The organism is Caballeronia sp. M23-90 (genome assembly GCF_053574605.1).
In genome coordinates this window covers 1-15,419 of sequence record NZ_JBSIPA010000030.1, presented here as the reverse complement: position 1 = coordinate 15,419, position 15,419 = coordinate 1, and the positions used below count along the sequence as shown (strand labels likewise).

At 54.8% G+C, this 15,419-nt stretch carries 13 protein-coding genes; 8 read left to right on the top strand and 5 right to left on the bottom strand.

Annotation, left to right across the window (positions count from 1 at the left end; all coding sequences use genetic code 11):
* Positions 1 to 656: 656 nt before the first annotated feature.
* From ACRXB1_RS05515 to ACRXB1_RS05500, 4 genes are all read right to left on the bottom strand, one after another.
* Positions 657 to 1,748, bottom strand: coding sequence for a CAP domain-containing protein (locus ACRXB1_RS05515; protein WP_449491379.1), 1,092 nt, complete (start codon positions 1,746 to 1,748; stop codon positions 657 to 659).
* Positions 1,749 to 2,520: 772 nt separating this feature from the next.
* Complete coding sequence (locus tag ACRXB1_RS05510; protein ID WP_449491378.1) at positions 2,521 to 3,705, bottom strand: FlhC family transcriptional regulator; 1,185 nt, start codon at positions 3,703 to 3,705, stop codon at positions 2,521 to 2,523.
* A gap of 72 nt (positions 3,706 to 3,777) precedes the next feature.
* The gene (locus ACRXB1_RS05505) at positions 3,778 to 5,046 is read right to left on the bottom strand and encodes a hypothetical protein (RefSeq protein WP_449491377.1); all 1,269 of its coding nucleotides are present in this window, start codon (positions 5,044 to 5,046) and stop codon (positions 3,778 to 3,780) included.
* A gap of 213 nt (positions 5,047 to 5,259) precedes the next feature.
* Positions 5,260 to 5,973, bottom strand: a complete 714-nt coding sequence (locus ACRXB1_RS05500) for a nuclease-related domain-containing protein (RefSeq protein WP_449491376.1) — start codon at positions 5,971 to 5,973, stop codon at positions 5,260 to 5,262.
* 540 nt (positions 5,974 to 6,513) lie between these two features.
* Here ACRXB1_RS05500 and ACRXB1_RS05495 point away from each other — a divergent pair.
* The 8 genes from ACRXB1_RS05495 to ACRXB1_RS05460 all read left to right on the top strand — a co-directional run bounded on the left by ACRXB1_RS05495 (position 6,514) and on the right by ACRXB1_RS05460 (position 14,209).
* Positions 6,514 to 6,831: a hypothetical protein gene (locus ACRXB1_RS05495; RefSeq protein WP_449491375.1), complete on the top strand. Its 318-nt coding sequence runs from the start codon at positions 6,514 to 6,516 to the stop codon at positions 6,829 to 6,831.
* Between the two features lie 106 nt (positions 6,832 to 6,937).
* Positions 6,938 to 7,369 carry a hypothetical protein gene (locus ACRXB1_RS05490; protein ID WP_449491374.1) on the top strand — a complete coding sequence of 144 codons (432 nt, stop codon included), beginning with the start codon at positions 6,938 to 6,940 and terminating at the stop codon, positions 7,367 to 7,369.
* 162 nt (positions 7,370 to 7,531) lie between these two features.
* Positions 7,532 to 8,191: a hypothetical protein gene (locus tag ACRXB1_RS05485; protein ID WP_449491373.1), complete on the top strand. Its 660-nt coding sequence runs from the start codon at positions 7,532 to 7,534 to the stop codon at positions 8,189 to 8,191.
* 12 nt (positions 8,192 to 8,203) lie between these two features.
* On the top strand, positions 8,204 to 8,722 hold the full coding sequence (gene ssb, locus ACRXB1_RS05480; protein ID WP_449491372.1) for a single-stranded DNA-binding protein: 519 nt from the start codon (positions 8,204 to 8,206) through the stop codon (positions 8,720 to 8,722).
* A 254-nt stretch (positions 8,723 to 8,976) separates the two neighbouring features.
* Positions 8,977 to 10,176: a tyrosine-type recombinase/integrase gene (locus ACRXB1_RS05475; RefSeq protein WP_449491371.1), complete on the top strand. Its 1,200-nt coding sequence runs from the start codon at positions 8,977 to 8,979 to the stop codon at positions 10,174 to 10,176.
* 11 nt (positions 10,177 to 10,187) lie between these two features.
* Complete coding sequence (locus tag ACRXB1_RS05470) at positions 10,188 to 11,816, top strand: tyrosine-type recombinase/integrase (protein ID WP_449491370.1); 1,629 nt, start codon at positions 10,188 to 10,190, stop codon at positions 11,814 to 11,816.
* Positions 11,782 to 13,812, top strand: a complete 2,031-nt coding sequence (locus ACRXB1_RS05465; protein ID WP_449491369.1) for an integrase — start codon at positions 11,782 to 11,784, stop codon at positions 13,810 to 13,812. The genes ACRXB1_RS05470 and ACRXB1_RS05465 overlap by 35 nt, the downstream gene beginning before the upstream one ends.
* A complete protein-coding gene (locus ACRXB1_RS05460; RefSeq protein ID WP_449491368.1) occupies positions 13,787 to 14,209 on the top strand; it encodes a hypothetical protein in 423 nt (140 codons plus the stop codon). Before ACRXB1_RS05465 ends, ACRXB1_RS05460 begins: the two co-directional genes overlap by 26 nt.
* Before the next feature lie 308 nt (positions 14,210 to 14,517).
* On the opposite strand, the gene ACRXB1_RS05455 is transcribed toward ACRXB1_RS05460, so the two are convergent.
* Positions 14,518 to 15,419, bottom strand: a 902-nt coding sequence (locus tag ACRXB1_RS05455) for an MFS transporter (RefSeq protein ID WP_449491367.1), incomplete at its 5' end; no start/stop codon positions are given.

The following is a 15,419-nucleotide window of genomic DNA, read 5'->3' as shown; positions in this document are numbered from 1 at the left end:
TGAAACCTATCGTCATCTTGGGCGCGGCGCTGCTGGCGGCTGCGTCCATTCAACCATCTAATGCTCAATGGGTGCAGAACGCGCTGACCACGCCGCAAGCACCGAACTGTCCTCCGGGTTATTCATGGACGAAGAGCGGACCGCGCTATCAGTGCATGACACCGCCACCGAGCTGCCAGTATGGCTTCGCCTCGGGACCTGTGTGGACTGGCAGTGCTTGGGCGTATTCGTGTAACGCACCGCCGCCACCGCCTCCGCCAACACCACCACCGGGAACGCAGGCTCCGCCACCAAGCGCCGACCCGACACCTCAGCAGATGTGTGCAACGGCGGCCGCTGGCCAGGGCATCACCCTTGGCCCGAACGACCAAACATTTACACGTAGCGGATATACGCAAAGGTATTACGACAACAGCATTGGTCCTGTTTGGACGGACTGGAACGGAAACCAAGGTAATAGCTGGCAAGTCACTTGTCTCATAAACGAATCGACAAGTACTTGGGCTCCGAAGAATATGAATCCATTCATAGTGAGCCCCAACTATCCTACCTGCTCGGGATGCGGTGGAGGAACGTAAGGTCAGCTTCAACTTCTTCACAAAACAAAAAGGCGCTCCCGTCATCGAGGAGCGCCTTTTTCCTACTTGAAGAGCAGTTTAGTTTGCCGCGGTCGTAAAGTTCCAAGTTGCGCTTACAGCACTGCTGTCACGAGCACCGTTAAACGTTACGGTGTAAGTCGTTGAAGCTTTCAACGGAGCCAGCGGCAAAAGTATCGCGGTTCCTGATGCAAGAAGGTTGTTCGGGTCGACAACAGTTGTTGCGGTGGAGCCCGCTTGAGCTTTAGCTTGAACCAAGATTCGTGCTGGCACGACGGAACCAGATCCGTCGGTCATCGTGAATTGTGAGACTGTAAGTGTGTTTCCTTCCTGCGCATTTACTCGCACAAGAATCGGACGGCCGGGAACAGCAATGTCTATGGCGGGGTTCGGGGATTCAGCGCGCATTGCAAGGGCAACGTTGCTTTCGTTCGCATATGGCGAATGATAAACAAGTCCAACTTGGAGAATCTGCCCTCCGCTTGAAGTAAATCCATTCGGAAGCGGATTGCTCGGTACCCCCGTAGAAGTGCCGAAGTCACTCGCGCAGGTGTAGACCGGATAAGTTGTATCGCCCGCGTCGAAGCCAAAACCCACAGATTCTTGGTTGGCGGTCAAAGCCACGAGGTGATAAACGGATGCTAAGGCTTGACCGATGCAGTCCTGTGCGGCTGCGCTATCGACGTTTTGCTTTACTCCAGCAGCAACGTTTTCGGCGATCCATTCGGATGTTGCTGCACCTGCCTTCTCCGCTCGCGACAACGGGGAATCACCGTAATAGTTCGCATTTGTTGATACTTCGTCATGTACCAGTGAAGTCACTGCGCCGCTCTTGATGTTTGAGAAAAGATAAAGCGCGTGAGCCTGCGCAGAGGTATCAAGCACGGGATCTTGCTTGAGTGTGCCGACGCCCATAGCCGCCCGGTAGTTATTCAGTGTGGCAAATGCGGTCGCTTGGAAAGAGTCCGCAGCATATGTCGTGGCCGGGATTGACGTCTGCGGTGCGACTCCACTTGCAGGAACTGCCGGAGCGCTCGCGCCTGTGGCTGGCGCCGCGGAACTGTTCCCACCGCCGCCGCCACCGCATGCCGACAGAAGGAGAGAAGCAGCTGCGACCGCAGCCATGAGCTTGATATTTTTTGATGCTTTCATTTGAAAACCCTCGTAGGTCGTTGGTGCAGTCGCATTTTTGCGATCTGCTTATTTCTTAGCTTACCGAGCGGCATGAGAAGTCAAGTCGCGTGAGCAACGATCTGTCTTCTTAATCTGCCGCTTCCTAAAATTGGCCGGTACGCATTGTAAATCGAGGTAAGGGGACCGCCCAACCCTCCGTTGCCTATGCGCAACCGTTTGCTAGGCTCGCGGCGAACGACCGCGCCGTCTCTTCACTCGTAGAAATACGAAAGCGCCGACAAGGATAGCGCCGGTTGCCACCGGCTCAGACTGGCCGGCGATGGGAAGCAGCGAAGAGCCGATCCAGAGAAGCGTCAGCGAAAGTACAGCGCTCTTGAATACGTTGTTATCTAGCACCCTTACGATTCGACCTCGGGAGCGCCGACAAATCGTCACATACTCTTCGTTGGACGTCTCAAGGTCGAACTCTAAGGCCTGGGGCGCGGCTGCCCGCGACGCCCGATAAAATCGTTCATAACAACTGAATCGGGCGTCGCCTCGGCCATCAAGCCAAGATGCGGCACTGTCCCTGAACAGGTAGGCAAAGTCGTGCATCGCTAATGGGCAACATCCGAGTTGAACTCAATCGCGCCGATGACCTCGCTAATGCAACGGCCATCGGCTTCGGAATGAAACTGGCCTGTGATCAGATCCCGCCAACCGAACTGGGCGCGACCGTCTTTCGTGAAGATGATCAGTCCTGCTTCGACGGACCATTCGTGGGCCTTGCAAACCGCTCCATCGAAATGCCTCAAAGTTTCACCTTTCGTTTGCTAGATTGTCCCTTTGAGGTCAACAGAAGAGCGCATCCGGGGCATGCAAAACTCTGTTCCAACTCAATTTTTCCTTCGCCATTGGAAAGGATGTAATGCGTCCCGCAAGAGCGGCACGGCGCCATTCGCAGCAGCGAGTCCCTGGCCATCCTGCGGGTGAGATGGTTACCTCGATCTGGCGAGATTACCGAATTTTTGCCGAACATTTTTGCCATCAGGTCGTTGGACGCAATGAGTGCCTCCGGGATATTTCCGTCACTGGCCAAAGCGCTTCGATACAGCCATGTGTACACCGTTGCCTGAAGGCGACGGACGCCTTGGTCGACGTACCACGTAAGCGAGCTCGCATTGTTGCCAGATGGTGACTTAACCCCGTGGTACTCCTTGTAGATGAGTCGTGCTTTGCCCTGGTTGAGGTCAAACAAATTGGTCGCGGTCGATGCACGGCAGCCTTGTTGCATCATTGAGCGCGCATAGAATTCCTTCAGTGCGCGATCAATTCTCAGACTGGTCCATATTGCTTGGTAGGGTAAATCGCCGGCGCGAACCGGTGCCGTTTGCATGATGTAATGCGCAACGGATTCTTCGGTTAGTCCGTTCGAGCTGTATTCGTCCCAAAAGCTCTTCGTGTTGAAGCGCCACCGAAAAAGAGGAAATTTGATTGGCGATATTGCGGTTTCAAGTTGGCCGATTGGCATGCTCTTTAAGTACGCCGCAAGCTCAAAGGAGATGCCGAGCAAGGGCACTGCAACTAAGCTCATGTGCAATACATCTTTGAGCAACTGCAGGTAGTCTTTGTTGTAGTGGAAGATATCGCGGGCTGTGACTCTGTCCACGAGCGGCATCTCAGCGGAAAGCTGATTGACTTTCGCTGAGGGTGTCGGCCCTTCGATAATCGACTTCCAATCGCGAGAATCATCCAGTACAGGGGCAAGCGCGACAAATGGCATGTTCATCAACGTCGCCATCGGCGAGGCCTGCTTTCGAAACTCCATCATCTCCGGCATCGTAACGGCAAGCACGTTTTTTAAGGCGTCGTGATCCGCAAGCGCAATCTGCATGAAATCAGTGAGCGCATAATTTGTTCGCTGAATCTTCTCGATTAGCCAATGCGGAATTAACGTGTTCGTCGGTTGTCGTGTGATGGAGCTGGACGTGTTCATTTTTGAATTTAGTGTCGTGTTTTCGATGCGGTGCTGGTCTGTACACCGCTCGTCATTACAAAAGGTATGGCGTTACAGCCCGATCGCTCCGTCGAGTTCTGACAAACATTTCCGAAGCATTGCGGCTAGTGCCTGAAGCGAGGGCGTGTATCGCGCCGGATCTTTAGAAGCTTGGACGACAAGCTGTGCGGTAGAGAACTTCGCTACGAAGGGCTCCCAGACGGAGACCAGTTCGTTAAGCGTGGTTTGCACCGCATTTTCGGCTTCGATTGCAGCCCGGTTTGCAGCGACGTCCGCTTGCAATTCGGCAAGTTCCTTTTCGGCTTGAGCCTTCAACGCCTCGGCTTCTTTGAGATCTGCCATACGGGTTTCGTAGGCTTCGCTGAGAGTTGTGAAGCCCTCCGGGACCGCGTCAACGGTTCTGGTTTGGACTTCCACTACAGGCTTAGCGTTTTTAAGGGCGTTTAGTTCGAATAACGCCTTCTCGAGTTCCTTTGCTTTGTCCTGGTAGTCCTTCTGCAGTTGTCCCAACCCCGACGTACGCTCCTTCACAAAATCGCTCTGTGTTTGAAGCTGATTTTCTTTCTCTCGAAGCGCGCGGCTCAGATCAGCAACTTGGCGTTTCAAGTGCTTTGAGTCAGCTTCGGCTCCCCGCAACTGGTCTTTGCTGTCTTCGAGCAAACCGTGGACATTTTCCAGCTCTTTTTCTTTGTCCTCGAGAGTCTCTTCTTGTTTGCGTAGAAAATTAAGCAGCTCTTGCACATCGTCCTGAGTCATCTTCGGATTCGCAAGCTTGTGCCGCATAACCGTGCTGATTTGATCGTCGGTGACATCATGCGCGGACAAAATGTTTAGCTCGCCGATGTTAAACAGCTGCACTGCCTCGTTATCGTCCCCAAATTTTTGGAAGCAACGCATGTATTTACGGGCAGCGTGCTTGGTAAGCTGCAGCGACTCTTTAAAATACTTGTAGGCTTGGGTTTTGCCTTGGTTAATGTTGTAAGTTGAGACGCCGACTTTTGCTGTGTGGTCATCCACGATTAGCATCATCGAGTTTGCAAGGCTTCCGCCCAATAAGACCAGTTCACCAGCAATCTTTTTCCGCGACGCCGTCACCGAGAGCATGTATTCGGTGAGACGAGCAACAAGTTCTTCGTTCTCGGGTTTGGTGCCGAAAAGTTTGCGACCTACCTCCGTTATCGTTTCTCGCGTGGCAGACGAGTAGTCACTGCCACTGAGAAAATCAAAATCTTCAAGGGGGTCAAGACCTTCTGGCTCGAGAAGGCTGAATGGTGCGAGACTTGTGGTCGTCTTTTTCACGGACAAGTTACTGAGCTGCATTGCGACTCCAATGGTTTCGATAGGTCCCTAAGTCTGGTGAAGTCAGATTAGGCTGTACACGATTTTGGTCGGCGCCGAAAGACGCTTTTTATACCCGCTCTTTCGCACGAAGGGGCACAAAAAAGGGCTCGTGGATTTGAAATCATTCGTTAATAACGGTAGTTTTTGATGAAAATTAAGGGTTATAAGTAGGTTTTTACTGAATTAGTCTTCTTAAATACTTCGTGACACGGCTGATTGATTTTGATAGATCCTTCGCTTGTGGGCGATGGCAGCGTCTGGCGCGGTATCCTCGAACTTTCGAATCGCTTTCACCGCCATGGCGATATCAATTAACGCTCCGTTGCCACGGTGGCGCTGATTGCGAAGCCAGAAAGGCAACTCATCAATACAAATCAGATCTGTATCAAGCGTTGCCGAGAATTGACATTCGGGAGATGCAAATACGCCCACGCCCTGAATGTTCCATCCACGGGGTAACACGGATCGCAGGAAGGCCAGCTTGGTACGATTCTGTGCAGTTGGCGATTTTCGTTCTTCCGTTTTGCCATCGGTCGTCGTTCGAACCAATAAGTCGGGATTTGAAGACGGCTCAATCACCCCACTCCAGTTTTTGGTCTCGAAGATAAAAATGCCGAAAGGTGTGACAGCAAGATGGTCGATTTCAATAGTGGGGAAACGCGTGCCAGGGGCATGCTCGATGATGAGCGAGCCTTCGTGGAGATAGTAGTCCGTTCCGCAACACCACCCGAGCGCTTCAGTCAGCTTGGCTTGCGTGCGTTTTTCTCCTAGCAATCCAGACGCTTGCGCACGCTCAGCCGCTGGTGCCCACCACGATGCGTTGCCCGCCTTATTGGCATGTGGCCGTTTTACAAATTGCCGGTATCCATATATAGCAGCCCCTGCGATCAACATTTCGAAGAACATCGTCTTCCTCAAGCTCTGGTTTGGTTGAAACGAGTTTGGCAACTTCGTGGCATTGTCAAGACGTCGCGTAGCACGCCACCAGGGTAGGTTACGCCGATTAATCAGACGATTGGATCGGAAAGGCGGGTGATTTTGAGCGCCTTTCTGTTAAAGAGGGCGTTGCAGCATCGCGTTTCGAGCTCATTCAGTAATCGTCGATGGCCGATCACTGGGTCGCACACCTTGGCGTGTGTTTGGAATTCCAATTTCGTCGATTCAAAAGCCACTATAAATTTGCGAGCTTTCCATCGGCCATACCGGTCGCGCTCGCGTAAAGTCGGTTGCATACCTCGCGTTCTCTACGCATCGACTTCGGCTCCGGGCGACTCCGTCCTTCGAGCCATATTCCCTTTTTCCGGTGAGCGTTTTCGTGATGGCTTGTCACGAGCCCTGACGAAAGCGTCTCTCCGCGCGCCCGTTTTCCCTGCTCATCCGAGCATCGAAACCGTCCGGACTTCGGTCTGGCCATCCCCTAGTGCGTTAGTTTTTCTGGAGAGAAAAATGCCGAAACAGTTGGTTTATATGGCGGCCAAGTCGCCCTTGGTCTTTTTGGCCGTGTGTTTCGCGCTGTGGTTTGCGGCGCATTCGTTTTTCGCCGCCATTTTCGTTGTTTTCGTTGGTGCCGCCTGGGTTAAGAAGTCGATCTCAGCGGCTCTGAAGTCCGATCCAAACGCCAACGAATCGAGAGAAGCACCAGCAACGGCCACTGCTGCACCCATTGCGGCAGTCGAGCCTCAAGCGCAACCGGCAACACCGATTAAGCGGCAGTACGCAAAATCGGCCGTTGTCGTTCCATTTAAGACGGGCACCGACAGCTAGTCGCCACGCCTTCACCGCAAAGCCGCCAACCGGCGGCTTTGCAACTTCACCCCTACGGGAATCCTCCCGTCTGGGGCATGGGATTCCCGCTCACTGGAGCACTCTCATGCAAAACGAAGTTACAGCATGGCAACTCGACATGTTCGGCGGACCCTTTGCGATCGTTCCTGCTACTGTCAAGCGTGATCCGCTTCCGGACCCGCAGTACTGGACCAATAGCGTGATTGACAAGATGGTTGACGCTCTCGTGAGTCTTGCGACAGACAGTCGGCGCGGTGACAACATGCCGGAATCGCTGATGGACTGCTGCACGCTCTTTAGCGAACGACTTAGAAACAGAAAGAAGTTCGACACCGATGACTACCGAGCGACACTCGGCTGGGTAATGGGTTTTTGGGATGGCGCGTTGCCGTACCGATACGTCTGCTCGATCAACGGGATCGATCCGGAAATCTTGCAAGACATCATCACGAGCAATCCATTGCTCAAGCGCGACATGGAAGAAGTGCGGTGCGAGTGCTTCGGCACGCTCTTATAAGGAGGCACCATGACGTCAATCATGTTCGGCAGAATTTTCGAAGGCATTTTTGCTTCGAGTCCATCCGCTAATCCGCCTGCTTCACAACGGCCGGCGTCAGCCGCGTCAAACGCACCCTCGGCACCGATCGTCGTCGGCACGGGCACGTCGAATGAGCGCCAAGTGACAATCGCTGGGGAGCCGACGCTGTTTCGCGATGAAGGCGATGTGGTCGTTCAGTTCAAGCCGGCCTTTGATTACGACCTTCGAGAAACAACAGTCGGTATGAAGCTGATTCCCGCTCTCACACCGCATTGGGCATTGGTACGCGAGTTTTCCTGCTCCGTGACCGAGGCAATCGCGAGCGCAATCAAGGACGCTGCCGGTTCGATCGGACCTGAGGGTCAAGAACCGCAGCAGCGTCAGGGGAAACGTGCTCAGCGCTTTTCGGCAAAAGCGGACGCGATCGTTGACAACGCGGTATCGCACGTTGAGGACGTCGTGCCTGCATCCGTGCAACCACGACGCGTCGAGCGTCCGCGCTTTGGCGTAATCAAGGAATGGGGCGAAAGGACCTTTCCGGATGGCAAGCGGCCTGGAAAGACGTACGAGTCGTTCTGTTTAACGCTCGCTCACCGAGGCGAAGTCCATGTTCTTCAAGGCGAAGGGCTTCGCGACGCGATCGCCGACGCACGATGCACAACGGGCGATTCAGTCGAGGTGAAGCGTCTCGGCAAGATCAAGGTACCGGCAGTTGATAAACACGGTCGGCCAAAGCTTGATGCACAAGGCGCGCAAGTCCTATGGGACAAGTGGCAATGGTCAATTCGAAAAAAATCTTAAGGAGTTTCTCTTATGGCTTCAGTCAACAAGGTGATTCTCGTCGGTAACCTCGGCGCGGACCCCGAAACACGTTATCTCCCAAGTGGAGACGCAGTGTCGAACATTCGACTCGCTACAACAGATCGCTACAAGGACAAGACATCCGGCGAGATGAAGGAAGCGACCGAATGGCATCGGGTCACGTTTTTTGGCCGTTTGGCTGAAATCGTGAACGAGTATTTGAAGAAAGGTTCATCGGTGTATATCGAAGGCAGAATCCGTACGCGCAAGTACACGGATCAAGCCGGTGTTGAGAAGTACGCAACGGAGATCGTTGCCGAGCAGATGCAAATGCTTGGCGGGCGTTCTTCGGGTGAGCGGGGCGACTCGAATCGCGACGGCTTTGAGTCGCAGAATCGCTCAGCGCCGGCGAGCAGGCCAGCTTCTTCGAGACCTGCGTCTAATCGACAACCGGCATCTCAGGCATCTGCTCCGGCAAGTTTTGGCGGCGGTGGTGGCTTCGCGGACATGGACGATGACATCCCCTTCTGACTTCCCGTAACCAAAAAGTGTAAACATCAACCCCGCCTTTGTGCGGGGTTTTCCTTTTTCTATCTACGTTTCACGGCCTGCGAATATCCGCAACATTTGCCGGAGGGGTACCGCGGCGATCGCTGGTTTTGTGTTGGTAACACTTACCGTCAACGGATTGGCCTCGGATAGGCCACGGGCGAGCATTCGCAGGGTTCTTGCTCGGAAAAACTGTAAAGATCGTCTATGTTGATTTCAGGCATTGGGAGACATCCATGAATGCTCGATTTCACGTGGTGACGGTCCTGCACCCGAGCGGCGAGCGTCTGCCGATCCTGCTCGATGCCGAGCGACAGCCAGTCACCTGGATTAACGTATATCTGATACAGCGCCTGCGCCTTCGGCTATCCGTGAACAGTCTGGTCAAGACGCTGCGTGTGCTTGGCTACTTGTGGATGTGGGCGTCTCAGGAAGGAATTCCCCTTGAGGGGCGCTTACGATCTGGACAGGGCCTGACACAGGAAGAAATCTTTGGTCGGCTTCATCCATGGCTCCGGCGCAACTTCCTGACGACAGGGAAAGTCCGCAAACTCGTGGTCTCACCTGCCACGACCGCATTTCGGTTGAGCGTTGTTGCGCAATGTGTCGTGTGGCATCTTGAGTGCTCAATGTCCGCGATGCCCATAGGCAGCTCGGAAATCCCCGACATGCGCGAAAAGTTGCTGCTTATGAAGCGTAGCTTCGCGAGTGCAGCGCGGGTGCGCATACCGTCTGCCGTCCACGCGGCGCCGTTGTCCGCCGATCGGTTGCAACGGCTGCTGCAGATCTGCCATCCAGACTCTCCCGAGAATCCGTGGAAAACGCCCTATCGCCAACGTAACTTCCTGATCGTACTGGTCATGGTTACTCTGGGCGTGCGGCGAGGGGAATTGCTCAAGCTACGGGTTTCAGATTGCCGCCTGTCCCGAGCGATCCCGGAAATTCGCGTTGAACGTTCACCCGATGATCCCTCTGATCCACGAATCAACGAGCCGCAGGTCAAGACCGAGTCGAGACATCTTCCTTGCGATTCATCACTCGCGCGATCCCTTAACGAGTACATCTGCAGGACGCGCAGGACCATTCCCGGTGCCAACAAAAGTCCGTTCTTGTTCCTGAGTCGAAGCGGTCAGCCGATGAGCCTCATGCGCGTGAACGGGCTGCTCGATCAAGTTGCTGCTGTTCATCCTGAATACAACGACCTGCATGCGCATTGTCTGCGAAGCACATGCGCCATGAACTTCCGGCAAACAGGACTGGATAGCGGCTTGGATGAGGAGCGTGTCGAGAAGGACATGATGTACTTCTTCGGCTGGCGCTCATCAAGTTCGATGAGACCGTACATTGATGCCGCAATCAGGCGGGAGTCGTGTCAGATCAGTTTGGGGTATCAAGCAGCGTTCTTTGGCCAGTCAAATGGCGGGGGCGTCATGTGACGAACAGTCAAGTGAATCAGGCTATGGCCGTGCTTCTGCAGCGGTTCAGACTACCTCAATTGCCCGATTGCATCGTTGATCGGGATGGCCGAAAAATGGACCTAAGTGGCTCGGTCTGGAAGTTCAATGTCGCAACCGGGCACGTAGCCGTTGATTGGTCCAACCACGCCGCTTGCAACGTAAATCTAAACTATGCGGTACGACGATGGGCAACGCTGCTGCTGACACGGCTATCTGGCGTCACCGTCGCGAACGGCATCGCTACCGTTATCGGCGCCTTGTATGGCCGACCGCGCAATGATCCCGATGTTGTTTCGAGTGAAGATGAAGGAACGTGCCAGGGTCATGCTGCAACCGGTGGTCCATCGAGTCCGCGAGATGCGCTACTTATACTGATGCAAAGCGCGATCCAGCGCTTACGAGTACGCAAGAAGATGGACGATTTTTACGTCCTGCGCAGTTGGTATATTTGGTGTTCGGAAACATTAGGCTGCCTTGGGTTTGACGAGGAGTTCGCACTGGAACTCGACGATATCCGCGTTCCCGCTCGGCCATCCCGAATGGCTGTTGAACTTGAAGACGACGAGTGCGGCCCGCTTTGGGATACAGAAGTCACGATATTGCGTCGCGCGTTGCTTGAGGACGACTCGATGTTGCGGCTCCATGTAATGCAGCGTGCTGCTGTCGTATTAAGTCTTGCGTATGGCCGCAATCCAGCCAATTTCTGTCTGCTGCGGGAAAAAGATTTGCGAAACATCCTAGAAGGATTCAACGTACCGGAGCAATGGACGTTGGCTGTTCCAAGGATCAAGAAAACGGGTATCAGTGCCCGCCAAGCTTTTATCGAGGAGGGTGTGAGCGACGAGCTTGCCGATCATTTACATGCACTTATCTCGGTCAACAAATCAATCGACTGTGGGGTCTGTCCGCGGCCGCTCTTCATGCGTAGTGAAGTCGACCACTGGCGTCAGTCCACAGGGGTCGGTGAGTATGGATACCACATCACGGTAGAGCAATTCCGCGCACTCATCAAGCAGTTTGCGGTACGGATGAATCTGGTATCTCCGCGCACCGAGCGCGCACTTCACATCACCCCTCGCCGATTGCGTTATACGTTTGCGACAACGATGGTCGAACTGGGCGTCTCAAGGAAAGTGTTGGCTTCGATGCTCGATCACTCGGATACGCAGCATGTCCAGGTCTACTACTCACTCAAAGGAAAGCGTCTAACCAAAATATTGGACCGTGCAGCGGCGCTGAAAATAGCGCCGTTGATGAAGCTCTTTCGTGGAACGTTGGTGCCTTCGGCCGAGTCCGCCGTGAACGGCTCGAATCCAGAAAAAAGCGTCCGGTTTGTAGGCGACATATCAGCGGTACCGCCTGTTGAGATCGGAGCGTGTGGTCAGGATCGACTCTGCGCGCTTGATCCTCCGTTCTCGTGCTATCTCTGCCCGAAATTCCAGCCATATGCAGAAGCCGATCATCAGGCCGTTCTGAACGAACTGCTGGCGAGTCGCGAGTACCGGCAAACGAAGTATGGCTTGCGTCTCTCGATTCAGCTCGATGATGTTATCTACGCGGTTGCTCAAGTCGTCCGCGAGGTTGATGAATATGTTGGCAGGAAAGGTCACCAGACGTAAGTCTATGGCGGCGCCGACCTGCGCGGTCGGCATGCCGTCGGAAAACTGGGTCGTCAACCGTGAGAAACTCGTGTCAAGAGCGAGGGCGGTCATTCCGTTTCCGGGAGTGGAATGGGACAGTGCTGTTTGGGATGTAACCCGCGCATATGAGCACCGCACACGAGGTTATAAGGCAGACAAGCCAGCGCAGCGACTGCTGTTCACGCATCACAGCCAGATCTCTCGCAGCCTCGGTGCGCCGCTTAGCAGTCCGTTTAGTGATGTAGTGAAAGCACTAGTGTGCCTAAGGCATTGTCAGCGAGGCCAGTCGTCAAGCAGTCACATGGTATTTGTGCGCGCCGCACGATACGTAGCAGAAGCCATGGCGGATCGGGCCCACGATATCGGCGAATTGACCGCTGACCATCTCGATGCCGCGGCAGCGCTCCTCTTTGCTCGCGAACGGGAAACATCCGCCTATAAAGTCGTCGGGCACATAGAAGAGCTTGCCGACATGGTGGATCGTAATGGTCTTTGTCGGCTCAGGCTTGATTGGCGGTACCGACGGAAAATTCGTCCCCGCTTCCCATCAGATGACCGGTGCCTGGAAGACAGCGAGACATCAGGGCATCGTAGCCGTCTGCCCGACGAGCAAGCAATACGGGCGATAGGCGCGCTTTACCAAAGCGTTGGGCACAATGCCGCACCGACTGATCCTGTCAGCGCCGATCGCATAATGGTGCTGATTGCGACCGTAATGGTTTGCACGGGTCTGCGTGTAGGGGAAATGCTCACGCTACCGGAGCGCCCCATTTCGTTGGCTGAAGACGGTAGTAAGATCTTGCGCTATGCGCAGTTGAAGGGTCGCGCAGATGATGTGGCCGTTTCGTGGGCTCACAAGCCGTTGTTGACAGAGACTGCGGCCCTTGTAGAAGAGGCGATGGAGGAACTGCATGAGGCGACCGAGGGTGCGCGCATCGTTGCCCGACACTATGCGTCGACCGGAGCGTTGCTTGCTAATGTGCCTTCGGGGGTTGACCTTGATAGTGCGGCGTTGCCCGCGATGATTGGCTTGCGAAGCAAAGCCGTCGCTCAGTTCCTTCGAGCTCGAAAGATTAAATATTGGATCGTAGATGGAAGGATACGGTTCAGTCGTGCCGATTTGCTCAAGGGCCTAGAGCTTGATCACTGGGCGTTACCGGTCATACCAGGCGCGTCCGGATCTGGATTGGCATTGCACGAGGCGCTATGCGTGGTCTATGCAAACCAGATGCACCGCGGCACCAGAACAACCCTGATGTATGCGGCGCGCCCCATCACCGACCAGAATGTTAGCGACTTCCTTGGTGCGCGGCACGCATGTCCTTCGATCTTCGAGCGCCGTGGGATCATCTGTGATGACGGAACGCCGATTGACATCCGTTCGCATGGATTCCGCCACTTCCTGAACCATATGCTCGACGAAGGAGGTGCTCCCGATCTCGTCCAGACAAAGTGGTTTGGCCGCAAGCATGCAGCCGATATGGGGGCGTACCAGCATTCGAGCCCAGCAGAAAGAGCTGCGCACGTTGTCAGCGAGATCATGGGTGGCCGTATGAAAGGGGCGGTACCCGATATTGCCGGCGCGCTTCCCGTCAATCGCGCCCGGACGTTTCTCTTTGCACGGATTCACGCAGTTCACGACGTCGGTCCGGGCATGTGCCTGCACGATTTCCAGATGTCGCCGTGTCCGCGTCATTTGCAGTGCGCGGACAACTGCGACGACTACATATGGCTGAAGCACGACGAGTCGCGTTTAGATGAACTCAAGCGACAAGCAGCAGTCGTCTTTGTAAGCCTCAAAAATGTCCAAGATCAAATCGATGTAAAGGCGCTGGTCGAGCCGGACTGGATACGACATTTGCGCACTCGGTATGACCAACTGATGGTTCAATTGGCGATGTTGGACTTCGTTGAAGCGGACCTAGTGCGCTATATCGACCGACGAGGACATGATGACGAAAGCGATCCGTGCTAACGTAAAACTCAGTGAGCGCAAGGCAGCGGGCATCATCGCTGAACTGGCGCGTTGGAAAGACGGCGAGCTTGGTACGAAGCTGACTTGGGAACGCATAGAAGCGTTCTCAGGGTTCACTCGACAGGCATTGAGCCGGCATCCGCAGATTGTTACCGCCTACCAGATGGCAAAAGGTGCGCTCGCGACTCCCGATCGACGATCTCGCTCACGTGCGCGGAATGAAGAGCTCTTATATCTTGACCATACGATCGAGGATCTGCGTGCGGAGCTCAGGCGTTATGAGCTACTGGAGCGAAAGTGGTTTGAGCGTTGGCAATGCATTGCGTACCACTGCCTGCGACGTGGACTAAGCATTGAAGAATTCGATCAGCCTATCGATACGCAATCTAGACGATAACGGCAAAATCGCAACATCCTCGTAGTGAGGGCTGTTCCACCCATGGCAGACGACGGAGGTTCTTATGGCTTCGAACGCATCTAGCAAGCTTCGCCCCGAAGTGGTAGCACTGCAAAAGCGTGGGATCGCCGCAATCTTTAAGCGTTTGGAAAGCGCTGTTGCGAACGGCGCTCTGACAGACAGGACGGTGCGCGAGATATATCGAGCCAAGGTGCGCGTGCGAACACGACGTGCTGCTGACTCAGATTCCTGATTCACCGCAAGTAACAGTTCTGCGCGTAAGGCCGCAGGCAGGTGGACTTGTGAAATCAATCAGAAAGGTCTGGTCGCCGGCTTCGGTGAACCGGGGGAAAACTGCTTGAAGAGGCCAAGGCACGTCTTGCATTCTTCGGCGCAAGCCGCATAGCCATCAGAAACGCGAGAGCGGAGATCAGCGACACCACCAGGACCACCCACTCGACTAGCAAGTAGTCGTGTCCGATGCTCCAAAGTGCCGCCGCTGACAGCGGCGCGACACCCTTGGCGATGTTGGACGGCATAGATAACAACCCGCTCGTTGCCCCGTATCCTTCCGTCCACATGACGTCTTGCACGATGGTGCCACGCAGAATCGTCATCATTCCGTTTGCGCCGCCGTATATGGTGGCGAATAGCACGAGCCCGATGGACCGGTCACCGGCGCACATCAGGACTACCACGGACACTGGGAAAGCCGTTGTGACAAGCAATCCGACGACAGATGGTCGAAGGTTGCGTCCGACGGTGGCCCATATGATTCGTGCGAGGACCTGAGCCGGACCGATGACACCCATCGTGAGGAGAATGATGGCAGGGTGGATCTTGCGCTCGGCCATCAAGGGTACGAGATGAAAGGTCAACGCGGCAAAGGTGGCGTAATAAGCAGTAAAGCAAACTGCTAGGAACCAAAAGGTGGGCGTGCGCAGCGCACGATGCGTCGCCTCCGCGTTGATTGCCTTAACCGCCGCGACGTGCGCGACGCCTGCCGCATGTGATGCTCTGCGCTGAATGGCGAAGAATTGCAATGGTACGCAAATGACTAAGTTGAAGGCAGCTAGCACGGCTAAGGCGTCTCTCCATCCGAACCAGGTGACGAGGCCTTGGGTCAGCGGGATGAAGACGGTACTTGCGAATCCCGCAACCAGCGTGACGAGCGTGATCTTGCTTCGAAACGTATCTGGAAAATCTTGGG

Bases quoted from the DNA above. Each gene is read 5' to 3' on its own strand.
- ACRXB1_RS05515 (WP_449491379.1), bottom strand. From the start codon at position 1,748: ATGAAAGCATCAAAAAATATCAAGCTCATGGCTGCGGTCGCAGCTGCT.
- ACRXB1_RS05510 (WP_449491378.1), bottom strand. From the start codon at position 3,705: ATGAACACGTCCAGCTCCATCACACGACAACCGACGAACACGTTAATT.
- ACRXB1_RS05505 (WP_449491377.1), bottom strand. From the start codon at position 5,046: ATGCAGCTCAGTAACTTGTCCGTGAAAAAGACGACCACAAGTCTCGCA.
- ACRXB1_RS05500 (WP_449491376.1), bottom strand. From the start codon at position 5,973: ATGTTCTTCGAAATGTTGATCGCAGGGGCTGCTATATATGGATACCGG.
- ACRXB1_RS05495 (WP_449491375.1), top strand. From the start codon at position 6,514: ATGCCGAAACAGTTGGTTTATATGGCGGCCAAGTCGCCCTTGGTCTTT.
- ACRXB1_RS05490 (WP_449491374.1), top strand. From the start codon at position 6,938: ATGCAAAACGAAGTTACAGCATGGCAACTCGACATGTTCGGCGGACCC.
- ssb (WP_449491372.1), top strand. From the start codon at position 8,204: ATGGCTTCAGTCAACAAGGTGATTCTCGTCGGTAACCTCGGCGCGGAC.
- ACRXB1_RS05475 (WP_449491371.1), top strand. From the start codon at position 8,977: ATGAATGCTCGATTTCACGTGGTGACGGTCCTGCACCCGAGCGGCGAG.
- ACRXB1_RS05465 (WP_449491369.1), top strand. From the start codon at position 11,782: ATGAATATGTTGGCAGGAAAGGTCACCAGACGTAAGTCTATGGCGGCG.
- ACRXB1_RS05460 (WP_449491368.1), top strand. From the start codon at position 13,787: ATGATGACGAAAGCGATCCGTGCTAACGTAAAACTCAGTGAGCGCAAG.